27 protein-coding genes are annotated in these 24,505 nt (G+C 31.9%); 24 read left to right on the top strand and 3 right to left on the bottom strand.

All coding sequences use genetic code 11. From position 1 onward, the window contains the following. Positions 1 to 129: 129 nt before the first annotated feature. From B6K90_RS01980 to cbpA, 3 genes are all read left to right on the top strand, one after another. Positions 130 to 459: a lmo0954 family membrane protein gene (locus B6K90_RS01980; RefSeq protein ID WP_088010858.1), complete on the top strand. Its 330-nt coding sequence runs from the start codon at positions 130 to 132 to the stop codon at positions 457 to 459. Positions 460 to 474: 15 nt separating this feature from the next. After that, positions 475 to 1,116, top strand: coding sequence for a PspA/IM30 family protein (locus B6K90_RS01975; RefSeq protein ID WP_167555252.1), 642 nt, complete (start codon positions 475 to 477; stop codon positions 1,114 to 1,116). 1,068 nt (positions 1,117 to 2,184) lie between these two features. Next, on the top strand, positions 2,185 to 2,832 hold the full coding sequence (gene cbpA, locus B6K90_RS01970) for a cyclic di-AMP binding protein CbpA (RefSeq protein ID WP_088010856.1): 648 nt from the start codon (positions 2,185 to 2,187) through the stop codon (positions 2,830 to 2,832). Between the two features lie 113 nt (positions 2,833 to 2,945). Here cbpA and B6K90_RS01965 read toward each other — a convergent pair whose 3' ends face one another. Beyond that, positions 2,946 to 3,197: a hypothetical protein gene (locus tag B6K90_RS01965; protein ID WP_088010855.1), complete on the bottom strand. Its 252-nt coding sequence runs from the start codon at positions 3,195 to 3,197 to the stop codon at positions 2,946 to 2,948. A gap of 78 nt (positions 3,198 to 3,275) precedes the next feature. Then, positions 3,276 to 4,115: a pyrroline-5-carboxylate reductase gene (proC, locus tag B6K90_RS01960; protein ID WP_088010854.1), complete on the bottom strand. Its 840-nt coding sequence runs from the start codon at positions 4,113 to 4,115 to the stop codon at positions 3,276 to 3,278. A gap of 324 nt (positions 4,116 to 4,439) precedes the next feature. On the opposite strand from proC, the gene B6K90_RS01955 reads away from it, so the two are divergent. The 21 genes from B6K90_RS01955 (at position 4,440) to B6K90_RS01855 (ending at position 24,143) form a co-directional block, all read left to right on the top strand. Continuing rightward, positions 4,440 to 5,420, top strand: a complete 981-nt coding sequence (locus tag B6K90_RS01955) for an MBL fold metallo-hydrolase (protein WP_088010853.1) — start codon at positions 4,440 to 4,442, stop codon at positions 5,418 to 5,420. Between the two features lie 15 nt (positions 5,421 to 5,435). Then, entirely contained in the window at positions 5,436 to 6,224 is a 789-nt protein-coding gene (locus tag B6K90_RS01950; protein ID WP_088010852.1) for an SDR family NAD(P)-dependent oxidoreductase, read from the top strand. Positions 6,225 to 6,873: 649 nt separating this feature from the next. Next, a complete protein-coding gene (locus B6K90_RS01945) occupies positions 6,874 to 7,773 on the top strand; it encodes a peptidase MA family metallohydrolase (protein WP_167555251.1) in 900 nt (299 codons plus the stop codon). A gap of 126 nt (positions 7,774 to 7,899) precedes the next feature. Then, positions 7,900 to 8,220, top strand: a complete 321-nt coding sequence (locus B6K90_RS01940) for a hypothetical protein (protein ID WP_088010850.1) — start codon at positions 7,900 to 7,902, stop codon at positions 8,218 to 8,220. Positions 8,221 to 8,342: 122 nt separating this feature from the next. Beyond that, on the top strand, positions 8,343 to 8,702 hold the full coding sequence (locus tag B6K90_RS01935) for a hypothetical protein (RefSeq protein WP_088010849.1): 360 nt from the start codon (positions 8,343 to 8,345) through the stop codon (positions 8,700 to 8,702). A gap of 265 nt (positions 8,703 to 8,967) precedes the next feature. Next, a complete protein-coding gene (locus B6K90_RS01930; protein WP_088010848.1) occupies positions 8,968 to 10,296 on the top strand; it encodes an aspartate aminotransferase family protein in 1,329 nt (442 codons plus the stop codon). After that, positions 10,296 to 10,991 carry a CoA transferase subunit A gene (locus B6K90_RS01925; protein ID WP_088010847.1) on the top strand — a complete coding sequence of 232 codons (696 nt, stop codon included), beginning with the start codon at positions 10,296 to 10,298 and terminating at the stop codon, positions 10,989 to 10,991. The genes B6K90_RS01930 and B6K90_RS01925 overlap by 1 nt, the downstream gene beginning before the upstream one ends. 11 nt (positions 10,992 to 11,002) lie before the next feature. After that, entirely contained in the window at positions 11,003 to 11,650 is a 648-nt protein-coding gene (locus B6K90_RS01920) for a 3-oxoacid CoA-transferase subunit B (RefSeq protein ID WP_407920489.1), read from the top strand. A 6-nt stretch (positions 11,651 to 11,656) separates the two neighbouring features. Then, on the top strand, positions 11,657 to 12,925 hold the full coding sequence (locus B6K90_RS01915) for a peptidase (RefSeq protein ID WP_088010845.1): 1,269 nt from the start codon (positions 11,657 to 11,659) through the stop codon (positions 12,923 to 12,925). Positions 12,926 to 13,288: 363 nt separating this feature from the next. Continuing rightward, positions 13,289 to 13,783, top strand: a complete 495-nt coding sequence (locus B6K90_RS01910) for a HugZ family pyridoxamine 5'-phosphate oxidase (protein WP_088010844.1) — start codon at positions 13,289 to 13,291, stop codon at positions 13,781 to 13,783. A gap of 149 nt (positions 13,784 to 13,932) precedes the next feature. Continuing rightward, the gene (locus B6K90_RS01905) at positions 13,933 to 14,718 is read left to right on the top strand and encodes a polysaccharide deacetylase family protein (protein ID WP_088010843.1); all 786 of its coding nucleotides are present in this window, start codon (positions 13,933 to 13,935) and stop codon (positions 14,716 to 14,718) included. A 244-nt stretch (positions 14,719 to 14,962) separates the two neighbouring features. Then, on the top strand, positions 14,963 to 15,442 hold the full coding sequence (locus B6K90_RS01900; RefSeq protein ID WP_088010842.1) for a PH domain-containing protein: 480 nt from the start codon (positions 14,963 to 14,965) through the stop codon (positions 15,440 to 15,442). After that, a complete protein-coding gene (locus B6K90_RS01895; RefSeq protein WP_167555250.1) occupies positions 15,435 to 16,850 on the top strand; it encodes a PH domain-containing protein in 1,416 nt (471 codons plus the stop codon). Before B6K90_RS01900 ends, B6K90_RS01895 begins: the two co-directional genes overlap by 8 nt. A gap of 196 nt (positions 16,851 to 17,046) precedes the next feature. After that, entirely contained in the window at positions 17,047 to 18,483 is a 1,437-nt protein-coding gene (locus B6K90_RS01890) for an FAD-binding oxidoreductase (protein ID WP_088010840.1), read from the top strand. 4 nt (positions 18,484 to 18,487) lie between these two features. Beyond that, on the top strand, positions 18,488 to 19,024 hold the full coding sequence (locus B6K90_RS01885; protein ID WP_088010839.1) for an MFS transporter: 537 nt from the start codon (positions 18,488 to 18,490) through the stop codon (positions 19,022 to 19,024). Positions 19,025 to 19,347: 323 nt separating this feature from the next. After that, positions 19,348 to 19,527: a hypothetical protein gene (locus B6K90_RS01880; RefSeq protein WP_088010838.1), complete on the top strand. Its 180-nt coding sequence runs from the start codon at positions 19,348 to 19,350 to the stop codon at positions 19,525 to 19,527. A 71-nt stretch (positions 19,528 to 19,598) separates the two neighbouring features. After that, positions 19,599 to 21,110 (top strand): MDR family MFS transporter, encoded by a 1,512-nt coding sequence (locus B6K90_RS01875; protein WP_088010837.1) that lies wholly within the window; start codon positions 19,599 to 19,601, stop codon positions 21,108 to 21,110. 96 nt (positions 21,111 to 21,206) lie between these two features. After that, complete coding sequence (locus tag B6K90_RS01870; protein ID WP_088010836.1) at positions 21,207 to 21,833, top strand: class I SAM-dependent methyltransferase; 627 nt, start codon at positions 21,207 to 21,209, stop codon at positions 21,831 to 21,833. A 135-nt stretch (positions 21,834 to 21,968) separates the two neighbouring features. Continuing rightward, positions 21,969 to 22,391: an RrF2 family transcriptional regulator gene (locus B6K90_RS01865; protein WP_167555249.1), complete on the top strand. Its 423-nt coding sequence runs from the start codon at positions 21,969 to 21,971 to the stop codon at positions 22,389 to 22,391. Positions 22,392 to 22,512: 121 nt separating this feature from the next. Next, a complete protein-coding gene (locus tag B6K90_RS01860) occupies positions 22,513 to 23,220 on the top strand; it encodes a nitroreductase family protein (protein WP_088010834.1) in 708 nt (235 codons plus the stop codon). 329 nt (positions 23,221 to 23,549) lie between these two features. Beyond that, complete coding sequence (locus B6K90_RS01855; RefSeq protein ID WP_088010833.1) at positions 23,550 to 24,143, top strand: YdeI/OmpD-associated family protein; 594 nt, start codon at positions 23,550 to 23,552, stop codon at positions 24,141 to 24,143. Positions 24,144 to 24,169: 26 nt separating this feature from the next. Here the strand turns inward: B6K90_RS01855 and B6K90_RS01850 are convergent, their stop codons facing one another. Next, positions 24,170 to 24,487, bottom strand: coding sequence for a hypothetical protein (locus B6K90_RS01850; RefSeq protein WP_088010832.1), 318 nt, complete (start codon positions 24,485 to 24,487; stop codon positions 24,170 to 24,172). Positions 24,488 to 24,505 lie beyond the last annotated feature (18 nt).

Raw genomic sequence — 24,505 nt, 5'->3', positions numbered from 1 at the left:
TGATCTGGTTTTTTGTTTATTCTACTCTTCTACTTCTTAAGTCTGATATAAAACCATTCCTCAGGCCATTATTCCAATATAAAAACTTGTATAAGATAGGAGTATAAGTTGAAAGGAGGCGACGAGGTCATGAAGAAGTTCTTAACTTTTATCCTCGTACTAATATTAATTGGAGTTGCTTTAGCGAATTTAGGTGGCTTGATTACTTTAGCACTTGGGTTAGTAATCACATATTTCAGTTTTAAAAAGTTTATGAAAACAGATTCAATTTTTATGAAAATCATCTGGACAATTATTGGTTTAATCGGTTTATCGATTGCCATAAGTGGTCTTCCTTCTTTAATAGGTGCAGCAGCAGCAATTTTGCTTTATTACCTATATAAAGATTATAAAAATCAAAAAAAACTTAAAGATGATGAATTTAATATTTATGATGAAAATTTTAACCCTATAAAATAAGAGGAGTGTATGACTATGAAAAACTTATTTACTCGTATTAAAAATCAAATCTCAGCGGATTTACATGGTTTATTAGATGAGAAAGAACAACAAAATCCAATTTCACAATTGAATTACTTCATTAAACAATCTGAAAGTGAATTAGGTAAAGTAAGAGGATTACTTGAAAGACATTACTCATTACGAACAAAATTCCAGGTCGAACGTGAAGGAGCACTTCAAATGGTGCAAAAACGTGAAGAGCAATTAAAGGTTGCAAATGAAGCTGGTGCAGAAGAGCTAATTAAACGTGCAACTGAAGATCTTGCTTTTTATAAAGAACAAGCTGAAAAGTTTGTTACTTTAATCGCTAAAACAGAAGATGAAATTAGTTTTATGCATGAGCAAGTTAATCAAATTGAAAAAAAGTTAAAAGAGCTTCATACGAAAAAATATCACTTAATGTCTCGCCAAAACATGGCTCACGCAACAAAAAAAATAAATGAAACTCACCATTTACTAAGTAGTAAAATGCCATCAATTGACTTCAACTACTTTGAAAAACAAATTCGTGATCTAGAGCTAAGAGTTCGTTCAGAATTTGATCTTCAATCATTTGATTATAAAATTGATTTATTAAAAAAAGAACTGACAAATAAAGAAAAACAAGAAGCATAATAATTTCGAAAAAAGAAGAGATGTAATTCTCTTCTTTTTTCATGGGGTTAAAACGGAACTAGTTAATTAATTTCAAATTCATGTTCAAGAAGATGAGTGAGGTTGATATACATTACAAGATGTTATGAGTAAGTTATATTCAATTAGTCAATATGAAAAATATGAACATTTAATGATATTGGATGGAATTTTCAATATTTTTAAATAAAATCTTTTAATCGTCCCTTATTGAAAGACAATTGATTGATAATATATTTTTTTAACTAACTTGCAAAAATTCAACATAATTAACGTTATTATTATAACAAATATCTTTTTTGAGGCTCAATATTTATAATGATTTGAAATTCGTTTATTATCTTTCACCTACAATTAGATTAATAAAGGGTAATTCATTTAGATTATTCTTTTTTATTAAGAAGTTGATTGGAACGAATGGGTGCCAGGCTCCTATGGGATTAGCGGGAAGGCTAAAGACCCCACAGGCGCACGCCGAGGAGGCTAAAGAATCTCGCCCCATTGAAAGCGAGCACACTGTAGTGGAAATCAGAATACGCAACTTATTTATCAGTGATAAAATTCCATCTTAATTGACAAAGGTCTTTTTCATCAGCATGAAAGAAGAGATGTAATTCTCTTCTTTTTTATTATTACGGAATGAATTTCTCTTATAAAAATATAGAAATAATGTTGACTTTAAATAGTATTATAAAATTATTTGAAAATTTAGAATAAGTTAATAAAACAAAAAAGGTACATTTTGAGAAAGGGCGAATTAATTATGAAAGGCTTCGAGAGCGTTTTAAAAGACATTGTTAATTATTAAGTTAAGATCCGTGAGATTCCCACATAAATAAACTTCAAAGATTCTACACTGAGAAACGAATAAGGAGGTTTTCAAAATTTCAATCTTAGGGATAGCGCGGCTTTTAATCGAATCTATTTTTGTTAACAGTGCTTTTAATCAAATCATGCGACTTGATGGAGTTTTTATTTTAAGAAAATGGGTTTTTTAAAGAGAAAAATTAAGATTGATTAGTAAAATAAATTTTGAAAGTAGGGTTATTATTGAGAATTAAAGGTAATATCGTAAAAAAACATGATGTAGTTCACTGTATGGTTTCGACTGAAGCGCAGTTTGCATGGGATCTATTAAAGAAAACAAAATATCGATGTATTCCAGTATTAAGCGAAAATGATAAAGAGTATGTTGGAAATCTTTATCGTGTTGATCTAGCTGAGTATTTAGTAGACAACGAGTCTTTTCAAGGCAAAACAGTAAATGATTTTGTTCGCAAAGAATGTCCACCAATACTTGAGGATTCACCATTTTTCAAAGTATTCTTTGCGATTAAACGTTTTCCATATCTAGCAGTTGTAAACGATCTAAATGAATTTGTAGGGATTTTAACACATAAAACAGTTTTTGAATTATTAGAAGAAGCATGGGGACTGAAGGACGGAGGTTACTCATTAACTGTTAGTACGATGGAACATGAAGGTGCATTAGCAAGATTAGCTAAGCTTGTAAATAAATATTCTAGTTTGAAAAGCTGTATTACACTAGATAGTGATTCAGTTTATCGAAGAATTTTAATTACGCTACCACCAACAATTAGTGAAGACGATTATATTAAGCTGAAAAAAGATATTATTAAAAAAGAGTTTCATATTATGCATGAAGAAGTGGCAACAAGTCATGCTACTCAAAAATGATTAAAAAGAAGAGCAAGGGATCAATAGATAGTCCCTTGCCTTTTTATTCAATAAGCTCTTTTTTTATATTTTATTTTTGATGCCAGTTTAACAAACTTGGACGCGTTAAACCCTTAATTCAACTTTTTATGTACTTCATGATTTGATTCTTTATTTTTCTTCAATGAATCGAATTTTAATAGTAGGAGAGTTGATACTTTTTGAGGGTAGTTAATTGGTTTTCCCTTTGCCTCTACCATTGAACTGCCAACAACATAACTGATTGTTAGAAAGCCAACTATTAAAACTAATGTGATGATTAAAGCGATAGTGATGAGAATACGCTTAATACTTGCTCGTAATACTCTACTGTTCGTTATTTTCATCAGAAAACTCTCCCCCTTAGGACAACACAGTTACCTGTATCATTTTATTACCTAAAGAAGAGAGTCATGACAAGCTATTTAAATTTTATTAAGTTTTTCATATTCCTCTTGAATCTCACGTGATCGAACAGTTGCTTCTATAAAGCAATTTAAAAATGAATTAGCAACTTCACGGTCTTCAAGAACAGATATTCCGGCTTGAGTAGTGCCATTTGGGCTTGTAACTTTCTTCCTCAAAGTTAATGGAGATTTATTCGTTTCTTGTATCATTGATATCGAACCAAGTAAAGTTTGTTGAATAAATGGTTTGGCAATATCACGATGTATACCTAGTGCCATTGCAGCTCGTTCAAATTGTTCGACGACATAATAAATATAAGCTGGGCCACTACCAAATAATCCAGTCATTGCATGTAATTCGTCTTCTTCAACTTTAGCGACAATACCAACTCGCTCAAATAATCTTTTTGCTGTTTGCACTTTTTCAAAAGGAACTTCATCTGGATAAGCAAGTGCTGTAGCAGATCTTCTAACGAGTGAAGACGTAGTTGGCATTGCTCGAACAATATTCAAATTTTCATTTCCTAGTAACTGCTTAATTGTACTAATTGAAACACCTGCAACCAAGGAAATAATTAATTGTTTCTCATTGAAAAAACTTTTAATTTGATCAAGAGCGACTGCAACATCTTTAGGCTTTATCGCTAAAAAAATTACACTTGAACCAGAGATTGCTAGCTGACGGTTAGTAGTAGCTAATACACCATATTTTGTATGTAAACTATCTAAACGCTCTAAATCCTCCCTATTAGTGATTGCAATTTGATCACTCTCAATATACCCACTATCAATTAATCCTGCAATTAATGCTTCTGAGATACTCCCTGCACCAATAAACGCAACTTTTCCTAGAAACATTACATTCACCTCACCTATATTGTAATAGATATTTATATTAGAGAAATAAATGCTATATTCCTTGTTGACATATTGCTTTTATTTATTTTATTAAAAATATTTTTAAATAATTTTTAATTACAGGCAAAAAATTACCAAGAAAAGAAGTAATTGGGAAATTTTTTTTAGTTTTGTAACTTTTAATATCTTTTCCGATCCCTCTGTCAGCTCCACTTTTTGATTTTGATTTTACCTTTATGTAAAATTCTAATACATCTTTGTTTGTATTTTTTTAAATGTATATTAGAATTAAATGTAAGAAGATTCAGATAAGGAGGAATTAACATGATCCCTGAGGATAAGATTTACCAAATTACACTCCCGGTACCTTATGCTATGAATACGGTAAATGTTTTTTTAGTTGAAGGAGATTTATTGACATTAATTGATACGGGAACAAATACACCAGATACATTAGATGCACTTAAAGGTGAATTAGATAAAATAGGTTATAAATTAGAAGATATTGAACAAGTCATTTTGACTCATCATCATCCGGACCATGCAGGATTATTAGAAGAGTTTAATGAGGATGTAAAAATTTTAGGCCATGAACGAAATATTCCGTATTTAAATCAAGAACAATCATTTTTAAATTACTATAATGAGTTTTTTATTGAAAATGCAATATTATACGGCGTTCCAGAGGAGTATGTGAAAAGAATGCCGCGTACGACCGAGCAAATGCCATATACTAGTAAGCGTTCATTAACTCATATTATAGATGAAGGCGATATAATTGATAGTATTTTTGGGTTGAAAGTATTGTACACACCTGGTCATGCAACATCTCACATTTTTTTATTTAGTGAAGATGATGGCATTGCAATTGGAGGAGATTTATTACTAGATAAGGTTTCGTCAAACCCTATCATCGAGCCTCCATTGAATGGTGAAACCGAGCGCGTAAGGCCATTACTTCAATACAATCACTCTTTACAAAGAATTGCAGAGCTTCCGATTACTAAATTATATACTGGACACGGCGAACCAGTTACAGATATTAAAGGGCTAGTAAAAACTAGACTAGAAAAGCAAAAGGCTAGAGCTGAAAAGGTATATGAAATGATAAAACAACAACCGTTAACTGCATATGAAGTTTGCCAAATGTTATTTCCAAAGGTTTATCAAAAACAACTTTCTCTTACTTTATCTGAAACAATTGGTCAATTAGACTATCTGGAAAACTTAGGTTTTATTAGTTTAAATGAACGAAATGATGGTATACTTGAGTATAAAACGAATGAGCATTCAGTCAGTCAATAATAGAGGTGGAAATTTTTGAGGTTAAGTAACCAAACGGTAGTAATAACAGGTGCTTCGAGTGGTCTTGGTAAAGATTTAGCTTTATCATCAGCAAAGGAAGGCGCTAATATCGTCTTAATTGCTAGAAGAGAAACAGAGCTAAAAAACTTAAAGGCAAAAATACAAGAAGATTTTCCAGTTAAATGTCATTATTTTGTTGTAGATGTGACAGATGAAAATGCAGTATACGATGCATTTCAGCAAATCGAAGAGCAATTTGATGGTATTGATGTTTTAATAAATAATGCAGGGTATGGTCTATTTCAAACAGTTGAACAAATGTCACTTCAAGATATGAAGCAAATGTTTGATGTGAATGTATTTGGAGTCATGATTTGTTCAAAGCTTGCCCTTACGTCTATGAAGCTAAAAGGGAAGGGACATATTATTAATATCGCTTCTATAGCTGGTAAGATTGCAACTTCGAAGGCTGCAGCATATGCAGGTTCTAAGCATGCAGTGCTAGGATTCAGTAATGCATTGAGACAGGAAGTTGAAAAAGATGGTATCTATATTACGAATGTAAATCCAGGTCCGATGGATACACCGTTTTTTGAAATAGCAGATGAATCAGGTTCGTATGCTAAGTCCGTTCGTAAAATGATGCTGGACCCTGAAAAAGTTGCTTCAAAGGTTATTTCTTTAATTGGAAATAATGTACATGAAATTGATTTACCTTCCTGGATGGGATTTGGAGCAAAACTTTACTCTGTATTCCCTAGGGTTAGTTATTATTTTATGATGAAATTTGGAAATAAAAAATGACAAAAGCTGTTCATAGAGATGGCTTAGATGATTATAGAAAAAAGAGCTAAGAGAGGAATTTTCTTTTAGCTCTTTTTTATTTAAGATTGAGTTAAAGTGGAATGTAGGTTTTGTTTTTAAACTAATGCATTCTTAGTTTAATAAGAGCCTTCAAAAAAAAGTCGGAATTTCCAGTATATGGTAAAATTAATTTGTCCAGTAAGTAGTTTGATAGGAGGTTGTATATATGAAAAAGATGACATTGAAACAATTTTTATTATCTAAGGCATTCGTTTTTACTTACTTCATCATTGTTTTACTCTTATACTTTTTAAGCATAGGGAATGACTATCATTTTGCATCCAAATTCCACTATCTTTCACTATTGTTAGGTGCTTTCTTTTTTTCCACTTTATTACATAGCATATCTATTTTTGTTAGGAATTTTTATTTTAAACCTTCTTAACCTTATTAAGTTGAACAACATGATCGACGATTTGTAAGTCATTTTTTATTGCACTAATAAACAGTTTAGTTGCATAAGTAAGAGCTTGACAATTTGGTTTAATTAACTAGAATCTAGTGCAGGTTATTTAAATTTAATGATAAAATGGGAATATTCTTACAATTATTATTTCTAATATCATTGAAACTAGCGAGGTTTAGCAAGATGAAAAGATTTATTAAAATTTTCGGTATAACTTTATCTAGTATATTATTTATTGTATTTTTATTTGTAATTGGCTTGGGTATGTATGTTCATAAAACTTTAGAGAACAAAGCTCAAGAAAAATTACCATTTGTTCAATCAATTAAAATGTTTCTGACTGCGAATTTTGAGGGTAAAAATGAAAAGGAGTTTAAAGAAACTAGATTAAAAGAAAAATTTCATAATGTTACTATTTACTATCCAAATGATTTTTCAGAACTTATTCCAATTACGAAGGAAGCGTTAAATTGGGCGATAAATAAAAATAAAGAAGTATTTGGAACAGTAGAAGTAAAACCTGTTGATCTAATCGTATTTAAAGATAAGAAAGAAATGCAGGAGTTAAGTGGGCTTGTTGATGTGTCGGGGATTTATTCCGATTTTGACAAATTATTAGCAATAAAGTTTGACAATAAAGAAGCGATTTTAGAAAGAAAGGAAACTCCATTATATTTCTTTCAAAAATCTATTTTGCACGAGTACACCCATTATATATTTAGTCGAAAGGTAGTAGGTACAAAAGCTGGTGCTTCGGCTTATCCATTATGGTTTAACGAAGGTATCTCTGAATATATCGGTAATGATAAAACAATAGTAGAACCTTCAAATTTCAAAGTAGTATCTTTTGAACAATTAGTTAATGACGAAAAATGGCAAACCGCAAGATTTCAAGATGGGACTAATGTATATATGCAGAGTTACTTTGCAATAAAATTCCTCGTAGCTAATTATGGAGAAGGAGTTTTAAAAAAAATAATTAATTCAACAAACTCATCAGGAAATTTTGGAAAAAGTTTTGAAAAAACAACAGGTTTAACTTTTAATGAGTTGGAAGATAAATTTTTATCTGCTTACAAATGAAACATATTATTCCTTATTGAACTAATGGAATTCTTTAGTTTTAGAGCAAACACAGTGGAATATCGGTTCCTATCAGTTATTAAATCTATTATAAATTAAAAATAGTATAAGGAGATTTTGGAATAGATGAGTATTATTTTAGAATTTATATTAGATGTTATTGGGGATATGTTAACACCTGCTTCCTCCACCTATAAGGTGTTTAATATGCAGCAAAATGAAAGAATGAAGCAGAATATCAATTTGCTATCATATTTGCCTTGGTTTTCAGCTTTATTGGAAGATGATAAAAATAAAAAAATAATTTCAAGAAACTCACGAGTTCAAGGAATGCTTAAAAATCAACCATTTGTAGACTCATTATTAAAAGATGATGAACGATGCAAAGAACTTTTACTGAGAAAATTAGACGAAGCATCAAAAAAGTTTTTTTATAAATATTTTTAGTAATTTAATAGGATTTCTTATTGAACTAACTCATTGCTTTAGTAACATTTGAGGTATAGATTGTTATTTCATATCAAAGTCATAACTTAAACGTGTAAATCACAAAAGGTGGAATGATATAAATGAAAATATTTGAAGCACTAGAATGGCTTAGAAGAAATAATAACCCGTCTGCATTTGCAACTAATAGATTTGGTGAAACAATTAATGCAATTAGTTTTGTTGAAAAACTTTATGAACTTGGTGCAGTAAAGGTGAATGTAGTCGGGATTTTAGATGAAAAAGAACGATTTAAAAATGAAGGTGGACCATACGCTCAATCCTTAATTGTTGAATTACCTGAAGATAACGTTAAACGTAACAAAATTATGAAGTTTTATAAAAAAGAAATGATAGAACAAGGTGTTGGAGTAGGAGAAGGGATTTTAGAATGGAATGAGAGTAGATTGGAAGTTGGCATCCTAGGTTTTGGTTGGTACTAATATTTGTAATGCTATTTTAAATTTTTAATTCAACTAACTCAATGCGTTCGATACATTAAGAAAAGTAGGCCACATTTTTGTGGTCTTTTTCAGTTGCATCAACGTAAATTTAGCAGTTTTTTGCTTATTTATTTTTTTAATGTTTAATCTATACACCTCATGATTTTATCCGAAGTAAATCCTATTGTTTTTTCATTAGTCTAACTTCACGGGCTTTCAACTATATATATATTAATGAGATTTCAGTGAAAGATGGTGGGGTAGTATGACCAAAAGAGATTATTTAATAAAACCGCTTGTAGGTGAAAGTTATCCAACAATAGATCGAGGAGAAACTATCTACCTATGGGACAAGCAAGGAAAGAAATACATTGATGGTTCTTCGGGTGCAGTTGCGGCAAGTATCGGTCATGGTGTAAAGGAAATAATTGATGACATGGTAAAGCAGGCCTCTAAAGTGGCGTTTGTTTTTAGATCACAGTTTACGAGTGAGGCGGCAGAAAAATTAGCTGAAAAAATAGGTCAGCTAGCACCTGGAGATTTAAACTGGAGTTTTTTTGTTAATAGTGGGACTGAAGCAACTGAAACAGCTATGAAAATGGCAATTCAGCATTTCCAAGAAAGAGGAATTCATACGAAAACGAAAATTATATCAAGAAGCATGAGCTATCATGGCATCACGATTGGATCCTTATCTATGTCAGGACATCCTTTAAGGAGGAAACGGTTTACTAGTTTACTAGAGGATTATCCAATGGTTGAAGCGCCGTATTGTAAAAGGTGCCCATTTGAATTAGAGCCTAGAAATTGTGGTTTACTTTGTGCAACTGCACTTGATCGTACAATTCAAAAATTAGGTTCTGAAAATGTAGCGGCATTTATAGCTGAACCTATTGTTGGTGCGGCAGGAGCTGCATTAACTCCCCCAAAAGGATATTATGAAAAAATTAAAGAAATTTGTGATAAACACGATGTACTATTTATTGCGGACGAAGTAATGACGGGAATAGGTAGAACTGGTGAAATGTTCGGTATAAATCATTGGAATTGTGTCCCCGATTTATTAGTCCTTGGTAAGGGATTGGCGGCTGGTTATACGCCAATTGCTGTTGCGATTGCAAGTGATCGAGTAATGCAACCTATTTTAGAAGGCAGTCGACTTGTTATGAGTGGACATACGTTTAGTGCAAATCCTCTCTCTGCAAGTATAGCTTTAGCCGTTTTAAACTATGTAGAAAAAAATAGATTAGTACAAAATTCTAAAATACAAGGTGAAAAGATTAAATTAAAACTAGGAGAATGGCAGAAAGAGTATCCTTTTATATTCGATGTCAGGGGTGAAGGACTACTTATAGGTATAGAAATAAAGGAAGATTTCTTTGATTGTAAAAGTGTAACAAATCGTGTAATTGAGATTGCAAAAAAGCATGGATTATTACTCTATCCATCCGTTAGTGGCCCATATGGAAGATCTGAAAATAGTTTCTTGCTTTCTCCTCCTTTAGTCATTACTGATGCACAAGTAGATGAGTTGCTAACTTTATTGAGAGAAGTGTTTAAAGAGCTAAATCAAGAAGCAAAGGAGATCGAATAATGGCAATCAATACTTTCGGGAAAATCATTAGTATTGAAGAAGCTCTGCTTTATTTTAAAGATGAAATGGTGTTAATGTTTGGTGGGTTTGGCGGAATCGGTAACCCACCAACATTAATAAAGGGCATTTTAGAAAAGGATGTTAAAGATCTTATTTTAATTGGAAATGACACAGGGTTTCCTGATGTGGGGATCGGTCAATTAGTGACGGCTAAAAGAGTGAAAAAAATGATTACTTCGCATATTGGGTCAAATCCGAATGCGGGAAAACAAATGACAGATGGTACGCTTGAAATTGAGTTCAGCCCTCAAGGTACGTTTATCGAACGGATTCGAGCGGGTGGCGTTGGATTAGGTGGCGTTTTAGTAGATATTGGGATTGATAGTGTAATTGATGTTGATAAACAGAGAGTAAATGTATTTGGTAAAGAGTATTTAGTTGAAACTCCCCTCATTTCAGATGTTTCAATTGTTTATGCGAAAAAAGCAGACCCGTTTGGGAATTTAGTGTTTGATAAAAGTGCCCGCAATACAAATCCTTATGTAGCAATGGCTGGAAAAATCACAATCGCAGAAGTTGATGAAATTGTTCCTTTAGGAGCATTAGAACCTGAAGAAATTATTGTACCTGGCGCTTTCGTTAATCACATCGTTCAATCGGAAGGGGTGAATTGGAAGTGGGTTTGGGAAAAATAAATCCTCGCGAAATGATGGCAAAACGTGCAGCAAAAGAAGTAAAGAGCGGTATGATTGTAAATCTTGGGATCGGAATTCCTTCACTCATCCCAAATTACTTACCAGATGATTGCCATGTTATGTTCCATGCAGAAAATGGCGTATTAGGTTTAGGTCCTACTCCACAAAAAGGTGAAGAAGACGAGAATTTATGTAATGCTGCAGGATTACCTGTAACACTAATTCCAGGTTCCAGTTATTTTGATAGTAGTATAGCCTTTGCGATTATTCGAAAAGGTTTATTAGATTTAACAGTACTAGGTGCTCTCGAAGTCAGTAAAAATGGTGATTTAGCAAATTGGATTGTTCCTGGTAAAAGAGTGCCAGGAATTGGTGGAGCAATGGACTTAGCTCAAAAATCCAAAAAAGTAATTGTTTTAATGAACCATACCAATAAAAATGGTGACCCCAAAATAGTCTCTGAATGTACACTTCCTCTTACATCTCCAAGTTGCGTGGATTTAATTATTACTGAAATGGCCGTAATTGAAGTTAAAAAAGAAAGTGGAGAGCTTTGGTTAAATGAAGTAATGTCTCCATATTTAGTCAGCGATGTGATTGAAAAAACTGGTGCCCCACTATTTGTGAACCCAAATGTTATTGTTCATCGTTGGGAGTGATCAAAATTGGATTTAAAAACAAAGATTAATGACTACATTCATAAAAACAAGAACAATGCAATTGAATTACTTCAGAATCTTGTTCGTGAAAAAAGTGTTTCAGGAAATGAAGCTGGTGCACAAAAAATAGTCTCAAATTATTTACAGAATCTTGGATTAGTGATTGACCGTTTTGAGCCGTCAATTGAGGAATTAAATAAATCATCCTATTTTAATTCAGAACGAACTTCATTTGAAAACAGTCCGAATATAGTTGCAATTTTAAAGGGAACAGGAAATGGTAGATCGATTATATTAAATGGACATATTGATGTTGTTCCTGAAGGTGAAATAAGTAGTTGGGAACGCCATCCGTATAGCGGTGAAATCGTAGGAAATCGCTTATATGGCAGGGGAACTACAGATATGAAGGGCGGAAATGTCGCTGCATTATTTGCGATTGAGGCAATTAAAAAATTAAATATACCTTTAAAAGGTGATATTTATTTTGAAAGTGTTATTGATGAAGAAAGCGGAGGAGCAGGTACGCTAGCAACAATATTACGGGGATACGTTGCAGATGCTGTCCTTATTCCAGAACCGACTAAAATGAAAATATTTCCGAATCAGCAAGGCAGTGTTTGGTTTCGAGTAAAAGTAAAAGGAAAAGTTGCTCACGGTGGAACGAGGTATGAAGGTGTTAGTGCAATAGAAAAAAGTTTAATGGTTATAAATCATATAAATCAATTAGAAAAAGTTCGAAATACAAGATTACTAGATGATCCTCTATACAAAAATGTGCCGATTCCAATTCCAATTAATATCGGAAAAATAAATGGGGGTACTTGGCCATCCTCTGTCTCGGATCTAGTTACTCTTGAAGGAAGGCTAGGTGTTTCACCAAATGAAACAATAGATGAAGCTAAACTTGAAATAACTAGGTGGCTAAAAACACTCTCTTTAATTGATGATTGGTTTATTGAAAATCCGGTCGAGGTTGAATTTTTTGGAGCTAGGTGGTTGCCTGGTAGTATCGATCTTGGGCATCCATTTATGGAATCTCTAAAGAAATCCTATCAATTAGTTTATAAAAATGAACCGATTATAGAAGCCTCTCCATGGGGTACGGACGGTGGATTATTTACACAAATAAAACAAATACCTACTATTGTGTTTGGACCAGGGGAAACAAAGGTTGCACATTATCCAAATGAATACATTGATTTGGATGAATTATTTCGTTGTGCAGAGGTAATTGCCTACACTTTACTAGATTGGTGTGGCGTAGATGAATAATGAAGTATTTTATCAAAACTAGTAGATCATAAATAGAAAATCTGTTTCATACCGGATAAGAGTAGACGATGATAGAGGCAACATACTACTTCACATTACAACAAAGTGGATTTGTAATAGAAGCTGAAGTCTCAGAATATTTTCACGGAAATAATTGTTAAATTTTTTATAAAATTGACGACATGAATGTTTGGGTAAAAAAGGATTTCTTACTTTTGACTTAAAATTTTAAACTATTGAAGAGCCTTAATTTAATAATAAGGCTCTTTATATTTGATGCAATATTCAGAAAACATCGTGATAATGAGAATGATAATTGTTATCATTTAAGTGTGGCGAAAATATTTTTTTAAGGAGATGCTTATGGAAAAACAATTAGAAGTTCAATTTAAAAAATATGAAAAACTTCAATCTGAATGTAAAACATTGATAATTAGTTCAATAGATGATAAAGGGGATCCGCATGTTAGCTATTCACCTTTTGTAATCTACGAAGGTAACTTCTATATTTTCATTAGTAGAATTGCAGCTCATTTTCAATATTTAGAAAACAATAAGTTTATTAGTGTGATGATTATTGCAGACGAAGCAACTTCTCCAATTTTATTTGCTAGAGAACGCATTCGTTATAAATGTACTCCTGAATACGTGGGTAATGTAGACAAAGAGCACATATTTGATAAGTTTATAGAAAATCACGGAGAACAGATGATTAAAGTTTTAAGAGGAATTTATCTGTCGTTATTCAAGCTTACACCAATAGAAGGTCGATATATCGCTGGATTCGGGCAAACTTATGATCTCGATCTGATTGAAGGAACATTTATACAAATTGATCCTTCTAAAATGAACCATTAAATAGAAAGTCCCGTTACTACAAAAAGAGTAACGGGCTTTAAATTATTGTGTGCGACAATTAAGTTCTTAATAGTATAAAAATACTAGAAATAATGATAGTTAAAATGGAAATTGGAACACTAAATAGTAAAAAGAAAAGGGAGGATTTTATGCGAAAGATAACTTTATTTTTTCTATGTCTATTTTTGTGGATACAGCTGCCAGAAAAAATACATGCTGCAGACAAAATTCCAATTTTAATTTATCATTCCATTGATGAGTTTACTGGACACGGAGTAAAAGACTTGTTTGTCTCACCAGAAAATTTTGAAAAACAAATGATTTATTTACGTGATCATGGATTTACGCTTCTAACTTTTGAACAATGGGGAGATCGTAATAAAGTAAAGAAACCTATATTTATTACGCTTGATGACGGTTATAAAAATAACTTAAATGTGGTAAAAATTTTTCAAAAATTGAAATCGGATACGTTTACACCAAAAGCAACTATATTTGCGATTTCCGATTATATTGGATGGCCGGATCGTCTTTCTAGCACTGATTTAAAAAAGATGTCTGATTCAGGGATGTTTTCAATCCAATCGCACAGTGCAACTCATCCTGATTTAAGGAAGATAGATGATTATAAGCATGAGTTGAAAGATTCCAAAGATAAGATCCAATCAATTACAGGAAAATCTGTCATTGCTCTATCGTATCCTTATGGCAATTATAATAAAAAAGTAATTGAAGAAACGAAAAAGTACTATACTTATGCAGTAGCGACCGAACCAAAATATTATACTGAAAAAGGAACAAAGAATGAGGTCTATTTTTTACCTAGAATCTATATTAAGTATGATACTCCTATGGACGAATTTGCTAAGATTGTAGAAGGACAGGCAAAGGTAATTGTAAATTTTAGAGAATCTGAGACTATTTATTACGATTGAAAGAAGGTTTCTCATAAGTCTTTTTTTAGTTAGACTTAATGAGATAGCCTTTTTTTATTGATTAGTCAGCTTGAAGATATTCAAACCATAATGAAATTACTTAGTCAAATGATTAATTTTTTTCTTTAATTATGGGAAAAATTACCTTTTTTAAACTTTGTCGATAAATAGGAGGTTTGTGAATAGTTTGTATCATGGTATGATATAGTAAGTGATAGATTAATGAGATAGAAAAGGTGATTAAATGAGAGCAAATCCATCACAAAGACCATCACCTAAAATGAGGTCAGTATGGAGAATTACATCACTATTAGTTAGTATCTCTCTAGTTGCATTACCAATTATCTATTATTTTCTTATGAGATATTTTTCACTTCCATTCTTTATTTTAATGATTACTATAGGTGTCGTTATAGCGTTAATTATTTTTTTAACTTTATTTTTACCTACACTTAAATTGAAATATACCGCTTATGAGATTTATGAAAATGAGTTAGAAATTCAAAAAGGAATATTTGTTATTAAACGAATTGTTATACCTATGGTCAGAGTTCAGCACGTTACGACAGAAGTAGGACCAATACTGCGTCGATACGGTTTATCTACAGTGAATATTTCCACGGCTGCCACCACACATGAGATTGAAGGCTTAGAACACCATGTCGCAGAAAAGCTTAGAGATAAAATTATCTACTTAGCAAGGATCAGTGATGACGATGTTTGAGCCAAAAAGACAACATCCAGCTTATATACTTACCGTATTTTTAGAACAAATTAAAAACGTACTAATACCACTTATTATACTTTTAGTTTCAGGTGGTAAAGGGTCAATGTTTCAATATTTGTTTGCTATTGTTTTGATTGTTTTTCCAGTTGCTTCAGCAATCATTAAATGGTATCGATTTACCTACTATATAACTGAAGATGAATTTAGAATTCGTTCGGGATTATTTGTAATCGAAAATACATTTATTCAAAAAGAACGTATTCAATCTTTTTCAATTAATGCTGGTTTTATTCAACAGCTTTTTAATGTGGTGAGCGTACGAATTGAAACAGCTGGGGGAAAAAAAGCTGAAGGTATATTAAATGCAATACCTAAGGAAGTGGCACTTTCATTAAAAAATGAAGTATTAAACTCTAAAAAGAAAAAAGTAGGTTTGGTTGTAGCTGAGGATAATAGTGTACAAGCAGTGCCATTAGTTGATATAAGTTTAACAATTGAAACGAGAAAACTTTTTTTAGCTGGAATCACTTCCTTCGAAGTTGGACTAGCTTTTGCCGTTTTAGCATCATTATTTTCACAAATCGAGGATTTACTCCCACATAGTATTTATGTGGCAATTTATAATCAAATACAAACATTCACCTATATGATGTTTTTTATTGTATTTCTTGGTAGTTTATTACTTTCCTTAATTTTTTCAACCATTAGATACATATTAAAATTTGCAAACTTTACTGTCCAAAGAAGAGATGAGCGAATTATTATTACAAGAGGGTTATTTGAAAAAAATGAATTTACAGTTTCGTTAAAGCGAATTCAAGGAGTAGTTATAAAAGAAGGGATCATTCGTCAATTATTTGGCTATTCTACAGTTTACGTCGAGGCTGTAGGAATGGGGGATAAGCAGGAACAAGGTAGACACGTTCTACATCCATTTATAAAAACGAAAGATGTGCACTTATTTCTAAAAAACTTTATTCCTTCTATTAACTATGATGAAATATCAAACCGAGCACCAAAAAGAGCTCGGAAAACGTATTATTCAAGAATGATCATTACTTTTCTTCTAATAGCAAGTGGAATTGTATTACTTCCATTTGTTCAATTTTGGGCTTATGGCATTGTTTTAATCGGTGTATTTATTGGAGAATTAGGATTTAGAAATGCAGGCTATTCATTATTAGATCGAACTGTGATCATTCAGTCTGGTTATTTCTCAAGAACAACTGCGATTTTGCCAAAAGAGCGAATACAAGTACTGATTGGTGAACAAAGTTTCCTTCAAAAAAGAGTAAAACTAAAATCTATTTACATTACGATTCTTTCAAGCCAATATGGTCGTACTTATCAGGTAAGACATTTAGAGGAAAAGGACGTGAATCGAATGATTGGTTGGTTTAGCTAATCATTATTTTATGTTTTTTTTTTCAGTTCTGTTAAACTTCATTGATTTGATTTTTGAATAGTACTTTTCAAACATTCTTCAAAAATCTATATCATTTAGTACAGGACGTATTGTTAAAATAAGACGTGACGTGTATACATTATTGTAAGCACGTCTTTTTTAATGCTTAATTTTTATCTACTAGGAGGAAAAGCAAATGGGGAAACGAATATTTGTAGGAATACTCCTCTTAACAGTGTTTGTTACAGTTTTTCATACTCTGTGGAATAAACCTGTTCCATTAAAGCATGGAGTGATTGATGATGTTGGCCATCTTCTTCCTACTAAAATCGATCGAATTGTCAAAGGAAAGGAAGTAGATCAATTAAAGAAAATTGTAATCGATGCAAAAAAACAAGGGAAGACAGTCTCAATTGCAGGTGAGAGACATAGTCAAGGTGGACATACATATTATAAAGATGGAGTGGTAATCGATTTAAAGACATTTAATAAAGTTGAAAAAGTGGATCCTGTTCAAAAGACAGTTATTGTTCAAAGTGGTGCAACATGGGGAGATATACAAAAAGCGATTAATCCTTATCATCTTGCATTAAAGGTAACTCAGTCACAAGAGATATTTTCAGTAGGTGGTTCATTAAGTGTGAACGCACATGGTCGTGACATTCGGAATCACTCATTAGCTAGTACTGTTAATTGGTTCACATTATTAACGCCTGAAGGGAAAGTAATTAAAGTAAGCCGCACGGAGAATAAAGAATTATTCCCTTATGTATTAGGTGGCTATGGTTTATTTGGAATTATTTTAGAAGTAGAGTTTCAACTAACAGATAATGAATTATACAAAATAGAAACAAAAACGATGGACTATAAAAAGTATCCAAATTATTTTAACAAGAACGTTTTAAACAACCAAAATGCAAGGATGCATATTGCTAGAATTTCTGTAGCACCAGATAGCTTTTTAAATAAGGTTTATGCAATTAATTATATGAAAGCATCTCGTAAAATGTCCGATTCGGATCAAGAATTGAAGGAAGATCATTCGTCTTTATTACCGAAGTTTGCATTAGGTATGTCCAGAACTTCGGATATTGGTAAAGATCTTTTTTGGGGTTTTCAATATCGCTTTATTCATTCCTTAAATGGAAACTATGAAACTCGTAATAATGTCATGCGTTCTGAAAGTAAGTTTATGGAATTCGATGACCGTCAAGATACACAGGTTTTACAAGAATTTTTTGTACCCGTAAATGAATTTGTTCGATACATTGATGAACTTAGAGAATATTTACAATATGAAAATTTAAACATATTAAACATAACGATTCGATACGTTGAAAAAGATGATGAAACAGTCATGAATTATGCGAAAGATAATATGTTTGCTTTCGTTGTTTTAATTCAACACGGTAAAGATAAAGATTCAGTTCAATATACAAAAGAGGTCATTCAGAAGTGGACTGATATAACTTTGGAGCATGGAGGAACTTATTATTTACCTTATTATCCATATCAGACTAAGCAACAAATGGTAACAGCATATCCAAAAACTCAAGATTTTTTCAAAAAGAAAAGAGAGTTTGATCCAAATAGTGTATTTATGAATACTTTTTATGAAAATTATGGGGAATAATCCTATGAACCGTTTTTTAATCGCATTGCTTAGTATTATTGGATTTAGTAGCTCCTTAGTATTTCCTTATTATGTCCTCTTCTTAAGGAATATAGGGGATGCGTATGACGTATTTAGTTTATTATATGGGCTTTTTTCATTAAGTTTGAGTGTGGTAGTATACTTTGGTGGGCGATTCGTTGACCGGGTTTCACCATATTTATTAATGATATTCCATTCATTATTTTGCTGTTTATTATTTTTTTCACTGCCTTTGATCGATAATATAAAGATTGTCTATATTGGGCAAGTTTTATTTGGAGGCTTTACTGCGTTATTTAAAATCGCTGAAAAGAAATTATTTATTAATGCCTCATCTGATTTTTATAGAAGTTACTTATTTTGGACATCTTTTGTAACAGCTATCTGTATTATAGGTGTAGGAACTTTACTTGAATCAATTGACATTCAATTTATGTTTCATTTTGCGGCCTGGCTTTTCTTAATAAGTGCACTTGGTCTTTGTTATAAAATGATAATGAGCAAAGGTCAGGCTAGTTGAATGGATTTGAATAAAATGGTTTGGACCAAATAATGAAGTTAAGTATTTAAATCTATAACAACACAACAATGTTTTGTTTTTTGTTTTTCACTTTTATACGCAACGTTGTTGTATTCCTTTTCATACAATAAAGTTAATGGGAATGTAGCATGTTTTACATAAGAAGTACTGTTTTTTATAAAAATACAACATTATTTTTAAATTTATATATTGTTAAAGTAACGAAACAATGTTATATTAGCTTTAAATTAAATAAACTAATTTGTGGAGACATTCATTATTTTATTTGAAGTTAAATTATATGGAAGGAATGATCATATATTATGAGACATGAGGAAGCTGTAGGAATTTTTTATGCTGCTTTTGTAATTTTAGGAATAACGATTGGTTTAGGTGTCGGTTATTTTACATCACATTTAATCGTAGGAGGATTTCTTGGTTTTGGAATTGGAATAGGTTTAGGTCTATTAAGTAATGCTATTTTATACATTAATAAAGACTGATTTTAGAGCTTTGAATACAAATCATTAATAAAATTAAATTTTTTGTTTAAAAGGTAAAAGGAGAGATGGTCATGCAAAAAAGGGAAACAAAACTGGTTCCTGTTATGATTGCGTTGTTACTTGGGATATTTTTCGCTTCCCTTGATAATACAATCGTATCGACGGCAATGCCTACAATATTAAAGGATTTAGGTGGCTATGATAAATTTGTTTGGGTAACATCGGCTTACTTAGTTACAGAAATGGCTGGGATGCCAATTTTCGGTAAACTTTCTGATATGTACGGTAGAAAAAGATTTTTTATGTTAGGTATTATATTATTCATTTTAGGTTCCGTTCTTTGTGGAACAGCGACTTCTATTATTCAACTTAGTATTTACCGTGCAATTCAAGGTATTGGTGGAAGTGCTTTAATGCCAATTGCTTTTTCAATTATATGGGATGTGTTTCCAGTTGAAAAACGTGGTAAAATGAGCGGTATTTTTGGTGCAGTTTTTGGATTATCAAGTGTACTTGGACCACTAATTGGTGCTTATATTACAGATTATATCGACTGGAGATATATTTTCTATATTAATATTCCTTTTGGACTTTTAACACTTGGACTAATTAGTTATTTTTATGTGGAGTCAAAAAACCACACAAAGCAACAAATCGACTGGTGGGGAGCAACAACATTTATTATTAGTATCGTATGTTTAATGTTTGCACTTGAGCTAGGCGGAAAGGAATACGCTTGGGATTCAGCTCAAATTTTAGGTTTATTTGCTGGATTCGCTGTTTTCCTTATTGTCTTTTTATTAATTGAACGTAAAGCAGCTGAACCGATTATTTCGTTTAATATGTTTAAATATCGTCTTTTTGCTGCTAGTAACTTTGTTGGCTTATTTTATGGAGCGGCATTCATCGCTGCAACAATTTACATTCCGATTTTTATCCAGTTTGTTCAAGGTGGAACAGCTACGAATTCTGGTTTAGTCTTATTACCAATGATGGTAAGTGTGAGTATTTCTGCTTCATTTGGTGGGGCTTTAGCGAATAAAACTAGTTATCGTAATATAATGGTCGGATCAGTTGTGCTTCTTTTAGCTGGTATTATTTGTCTAGGTACGTTAACTCCTGATACGACTAAATTCCAAGTAATCGTCTATATGGTCATCGTTGGACTTGGTGTAGGGGCATCATTCTCAGTGCTTGGTATGTCTGCGATGCATCATTTTGATAATGAAAATCGTGGTTCAGCAAGTTCAACTAACGCATTCCTTCGTGCCTTAGGAATGACAGTTGGTATTACTGTTTTTGGTGTTATTCAACGAAATGTATTTACAGATAAAATTGCTGATGCATTTGCAAAAAGTGGTGCACCTCAGGATTTTTCAAATATTAATCAAGCCTTTACTCCTGAAGCTGCCAAATTGATTCCTGCACCAATATTGACAAAAATTACTGACGTGTTTTCAACATCAATTGCCCATACATTCCTTTGGACATTAGTTCCTGTAGGATTAGCATTGATTTCAATTTTCTTAATGGGTAATGAACGTTTATCAGATAAAGAAATGGCAAAGAGTAATGCTTCATAAATAGTAATAAAAAAAGAAAGACCTCGGGTCTTTCTTTTTTTAATCACATAAATACAAAGGTAAATAGATTGTATGGTTTTGAAAGGGGATTTAGAAATGGCAGAATTTTGGGAAAACAGCTTTATAGAAAATCAAATGATGTGGGGGTATGAACCTTCAGACTCCGCAATTTCGACAAAGGACTTTTTCCTTGAAAAGAAAGTTAAGGATTTATTAATTCCTGGGATTGGATATGGTAGAAACGCAAAGATTTTTACTGACAACGGAATAAATGTAACAGGTATTGAGATCTCAAAAACAGCGATTGAATTGGCAAGACAAAATGGGTTTAATTTTAATATTATTCATGGTTCAGTAACCGATATGCCTTTTGATCAAAAATTATATGACGGTATATTTTGTTACGCACTTATTCACTTATTGAATAAACATGATAGAGAGAAGTTTATTAAAGATTGCTATAATCAGCTAAAACCGGATGGCTACATGGTTTTTACTACTATTTCAAAAGATGCTCCAATGTTTGGAAAGGGCAAACAACTAGGTAAAGACTATTTCGAGATAATGGAAGGGGTAAAAATGTTTTTTTATGATTCTGACTCGATCAAACAAGAATTTGGAAGCTATGGACTGATAGAAGTTTCGGAAATAGTTGAGCCACATAAGAATATGGAAAATAAACCTCCGTTTAAATTTACTATGGTGAAATGTCAAAAGAACTGATCATTACGAATATTATTGTAACTAAAATCTCTACCAACCATAATTAAGAGCGAAATTAGGAAAGTCAGAGGGCTTTTCTAACTTCGCTTGTCTTTTTCAAAAAATAGTTTAGACTAGTAAATGAGGTGAATGATCTTGAAAGATAAGGTTTCTAGTACGAAATGGTTTGGACTAGCACTGCAATCTCTACTAGTTTTAGCGGAGCAAGACGGAATCTGTCCAAGCGCAGTATTAGCTCAAAAACTTGAAGCACAGTCTACTTTTTTAAGAAAAATTCTTGCCAATTTAGTTAAAGCAGGCATTATTTCAGCTAAAGAAGGACGAGATGGTGGATATTATTTAGCCAGAGGTGCTAATGAAATTACGTTAAAAGATGTTTATGATGCGATGAGATCAGATCCATATTCGAAAGGTTTTTTAGATGTAAATAGTAAGGAATGTTTTACACCATCTACACGTTCTGCTTTATATAAATTAAAGGATGAGATGGAAAGCTGGCTTGTTGAGGGTCTTGCAAAGAAAACAATTGCAGACTTATTACCAAAAGAAAATAGGTAAAATAAAAATCGAAACTAGGTTGTTTCGATTTTATTTTTTTATAAACTGTAGTTGACTTTTATACAGTTAAAGTCATATACTGTATTTGTGAACAATACAGTTAATTAAGGAGAGATTAAATATGTCTAAAGTTAAATCTGAAAAAGAAGAGTATTTAAATAAAGTAAACGAAATTGATTTTGGTAATGAAGCTCCAAAAGATCTTGATAGTACGGATTTCTATACTGTGGCAAAAGAAAGAAGATCAGTTCGTCACTATGATCCAAGCTTCCAAATGTCTGATGATGAAATTAAAGAGTTATTAGAAATTGCAATTCAAGCTCCATCTTCTTCAAATTTACAGCCTTGGAGATTCCTTGTTATTAAGGACCAAGAAACTAAGCAAAAATTATTACCTATTGCAAACAATCAACAACAAGTTGTAGATGCATCTGCAGTAATCGCTGTTTTAGGTGATACAGAAGCATATAAAAATGCTGATCGCATTTATGATGAATTAGTTGAAAAAGGTATGATGACTCAAGAAGTGAAAGATTTCTATGTAGGATCTATCGTGAAAAACTATGGTAGTTTACCAGAAGAAATTGCAACAAAAATTGCTATGGTTGATGGTGGTTTAGTTTCAATGCAATTTATGCTTGCAGCAAAAGCTAAAGGTTTAGATACAGTTCCAATGGGTGGATTTGACCAAGCGAAGTTTGTAGAAGCATTCAATGTACCAGCAAACTTCAAACCAGTTATGTTAATTTCAGTTGGAAAAGGAATTAAAGCAGGCTTCGAAAAAGTTCGTTTAACTTTAGATGAAGTTGTTGCTTGGGATCAGTACTAAGGACTTAGACGAGTATGAAGAACAGGGATAAGGGAAACCTTTGAACTGTTCTTTTTTTTGAAGGAAATTTGCATCCGTTTAAAGAATAAGTTCTTAAATTTATTATTTCAGAGGGAATTAACTGGTCAACAAACTAGCTAAATAAGTTGAAAAAGTGGAATGAGGTACAACAATAGGGTCGATTTAGCCAATTCGAGTGGTTTTATAAAAACATGTATAGTAAAATTTAAGCAAAGATTTTTGATGAAGTAGATGAAAATTCTTAGATTAATTTATATTTAGTAATGCTATAAAAGTGGCATGAAGAATTAATGAGAGGTGTTTAACTTATGACTAATAGTAATATGCATCCTAAAGTAGAAGCATTTTTATTAAGAGCGAAAAAGTGGCAAGAGGAATTTTATAAATTGAGAGAAATCGTAATTGAGTGTGAACTTACTGAAGATTTTAAATGGATGCATCCTTGCTACACACTTGATAATAAAAACATTGTTTTAATTCATGGTTTTAAAGAATATTGTGCGCTTTTGTTTCATAAAGGTGCACTGTTAAAAGATCCAAAAGGCATTCTGATTCAACAAACAGAGAATGTACAGTCGGCACGTCAGATTAGGTTTACAAGTGTTCAAGAAATAATTGAAATGGAAAGCACATTGAAAGATTATATTAAAGAAGCAATTGAAGTCGAAAAAGCAGGTTTGCAAGTGGAATTAAAAAAGACTTCAGATTATGAAGTTCCTGAAGAATTACAACTTAAATTAGATGAAAACCCGGCATTAAAAACTGCTTTTGAAGCATTAACTCCAGGTCGTCAAAGAGCTTATATTTTTTATTTTTCTCAACCAAAACAATCGAAAACCCGAACGTCTAGGGTTGAAAAATACATTGATCAAATTCTCGAAGGAAAAGGATTAAATGATTAGTATTTTTATTAAAGCCCAATAAAAAATTAATTTTCACCAATCATTCCGACTTTTTTATTGTCTTTTGTATCTATATAGATAACGATTTTCTCTTCAGGATTATCCCCATTAAACGTAACAGAATATAGTTTATCTTTATGATAGTTTTTATTAAATATAGTAGCTTCATTAGGTATGGTTTCCACTTTTTTAACGACTCCATGTTTATCACTTAACGCAGCCTGTTCACTTCTTGTTAAGCTAGTATATGCAATCGCTTGAATATTTTCGTCATTATTTTTTTCACAACCAACTACTGAAAGAAGCATAAATGATATCGTTAATTTGAAAATATTTATTCTCATAAAATCCACTCCCTTTCT

This window comes from Gottfriedia acidiceleris, from assembly GCF_002128425.1.
In the GTDB taxonomy this organism is placed as follows: Bacteria; Bacillota; Bacilli; order Bacillales; family Bacillaceae_G; genus Gottfriedia; species Gottfriedia acidiceleris.
This window is presented reverse-complemented; position numbering and strand designations above follow the sequence as displayed.

Coding starts and splice junctions, on each gene's coding strand:
- B6K90_RS01980 (WP_088010858.1), top strand. CDS start 130: ATGAAGAAGTTCTTAACTTTTATCCTCGTACTAATATTAATTGGAGTT.
- B6K90_RS01975 (WP_167555252.1), top strand. CDS start 475: ATGAAAAACTTATTTACTCGTATTAAAAATCAAATCTCAGCGGATTTA.
- B6K90_RS01965 (WP_088010855.1), bottom strand. CDS start 3,197: ATGAAAATAACGAACAGTAGAGTATTACGAGCAAGTATTAAGCGTATT.
- proC (WP_088010854.1), bottom strand. CDS start 4,115: ATGTTTCTAGGAAAAGTTGCGTTTATTGGTGCAGGGAGTATCTCAGAA.
- B6K90_RS01955 (WP_088010853.1), top strand. CDS start 4,440: ATGATCCCTGAGGATAAGATTTACCAAATTACACTCCCGGTACCTTAT.
- B6K90_RS01945 (WP_167555251.1), top strand. CDS start 6,874: ATGAAAAGATTTATTAAAATTTTCGGTATAACTTTATCTAGTATATTA.
- B6K90_RS01940 (WP_088010850.1), top strand. CDS start 7,900: ATGAGTATTATTTTAGAATTTATATTAGATGTTATTGGGGATATGTTA.
- B6K90_RS01935 (WP_088010849.1), top strand. CDS start 8,343: ATGAAAATATTTGAAGCACTAGAATGGCTTAGAAGAAATAATAACCCG.
- B6K90_RS01930 (WP_088010848.1), top strand. CDS start 8,968: ATGACCAAAAGAGATTATTTAATAAAACCGCTTGTAGGTGAAAGTTAT.
- B6K90_RS01925 (WP_088010847.1), top strand. CDS start 10,296: ATGGCAATCAATACTTTCGGGAAAATCATTAGTATTGAAGAAGCTCTG.
- B6K90_RS01920 (WP_407920489.1), top strand. CDS start 11,003: ATGATGGCAAAACGTGCAGCAAAAGAAGTAAAGAGCGGTATGATTGTA.
- B6K90_RS01910 (WP_088010844.1), top strand. CDS start 13,289: ATGGAAAAACAATTAGAAGTTCAATTTAAAAAATATGAAAAACTTCAA.
- B6K90_RS01905 (WP_088010843.1), top strand. CDS start 13,933: ATGCGAAAGATAACTTTATTTTTTCTATGTCTATTTTTGTGGATACAG.
- B6K90_RS01900 (WP_088010842.1), top strand. CDS start 14,963: ATGAGAGCAAATCCATCACAAAGACCATCACCTAAAATGAGGTCAGTA.
- B6K90_RS01895 (WP_167555250.1), top strand. CDS start 15,435: ATGTTTGAGCCAAAAAGACAACATCCAGCTTATATACTTACCGTATTT.
- B6K90_RS01890 (WP_088010840.1), top strand. CDS start 17,047: ATGGGGAAACGAATATTTGTAGGAATACTCCTCTTAACAGTGTTTGTT.
- B6K90_RS01885 (WP_088010839.1), top strand. CDS start 18,488: ATGAACCGTTTTTTAATCGCATTGCTTAGTATTATTGGATTTAGTAGC.
- B6K90_RS01880 (WP_088010838.1), top strand. CDS start 19,348: ATGAGACATGAGGAAGCTGTAGGAATTTTTTATGCTGCTTTTGTAATT.
- B6K90_RS01875 (WP_088010837.1), top strand. CDS start 19,599: ATGCAAAAAAGGGAAACAAAACTGGTTCCTGTTATGATTGCGTTGTTA.
- B6K90_RS01870 (WP_088010836.1), top strand. CDS start 21,207: ATGGCAGAATTTTGGGAAAACAGCTTTATAGAAAATCAAATGATGTGG.
- B6K90_RS01860 (WP_088010834.1), top strand. CDS start 22,513: ATGTCTAAAGTTAAATCTGAAAAAGAAGAGTATTTAAATAAAGTAAAC.
- B6K90_RS01855 (WP_088010833.1), top strand. CDS start 23,550: ATGACTAATAGTAATATGCATCCTAAAGTAGAAGCATTTTTATTAAGA.
- B6K90_RS01850 (WP_088010832.1), bottom strand. CDS start 24,487: ATGAGAATAAATATTTTCAAATTAACGATATCATTTATGCTTCTTTCA.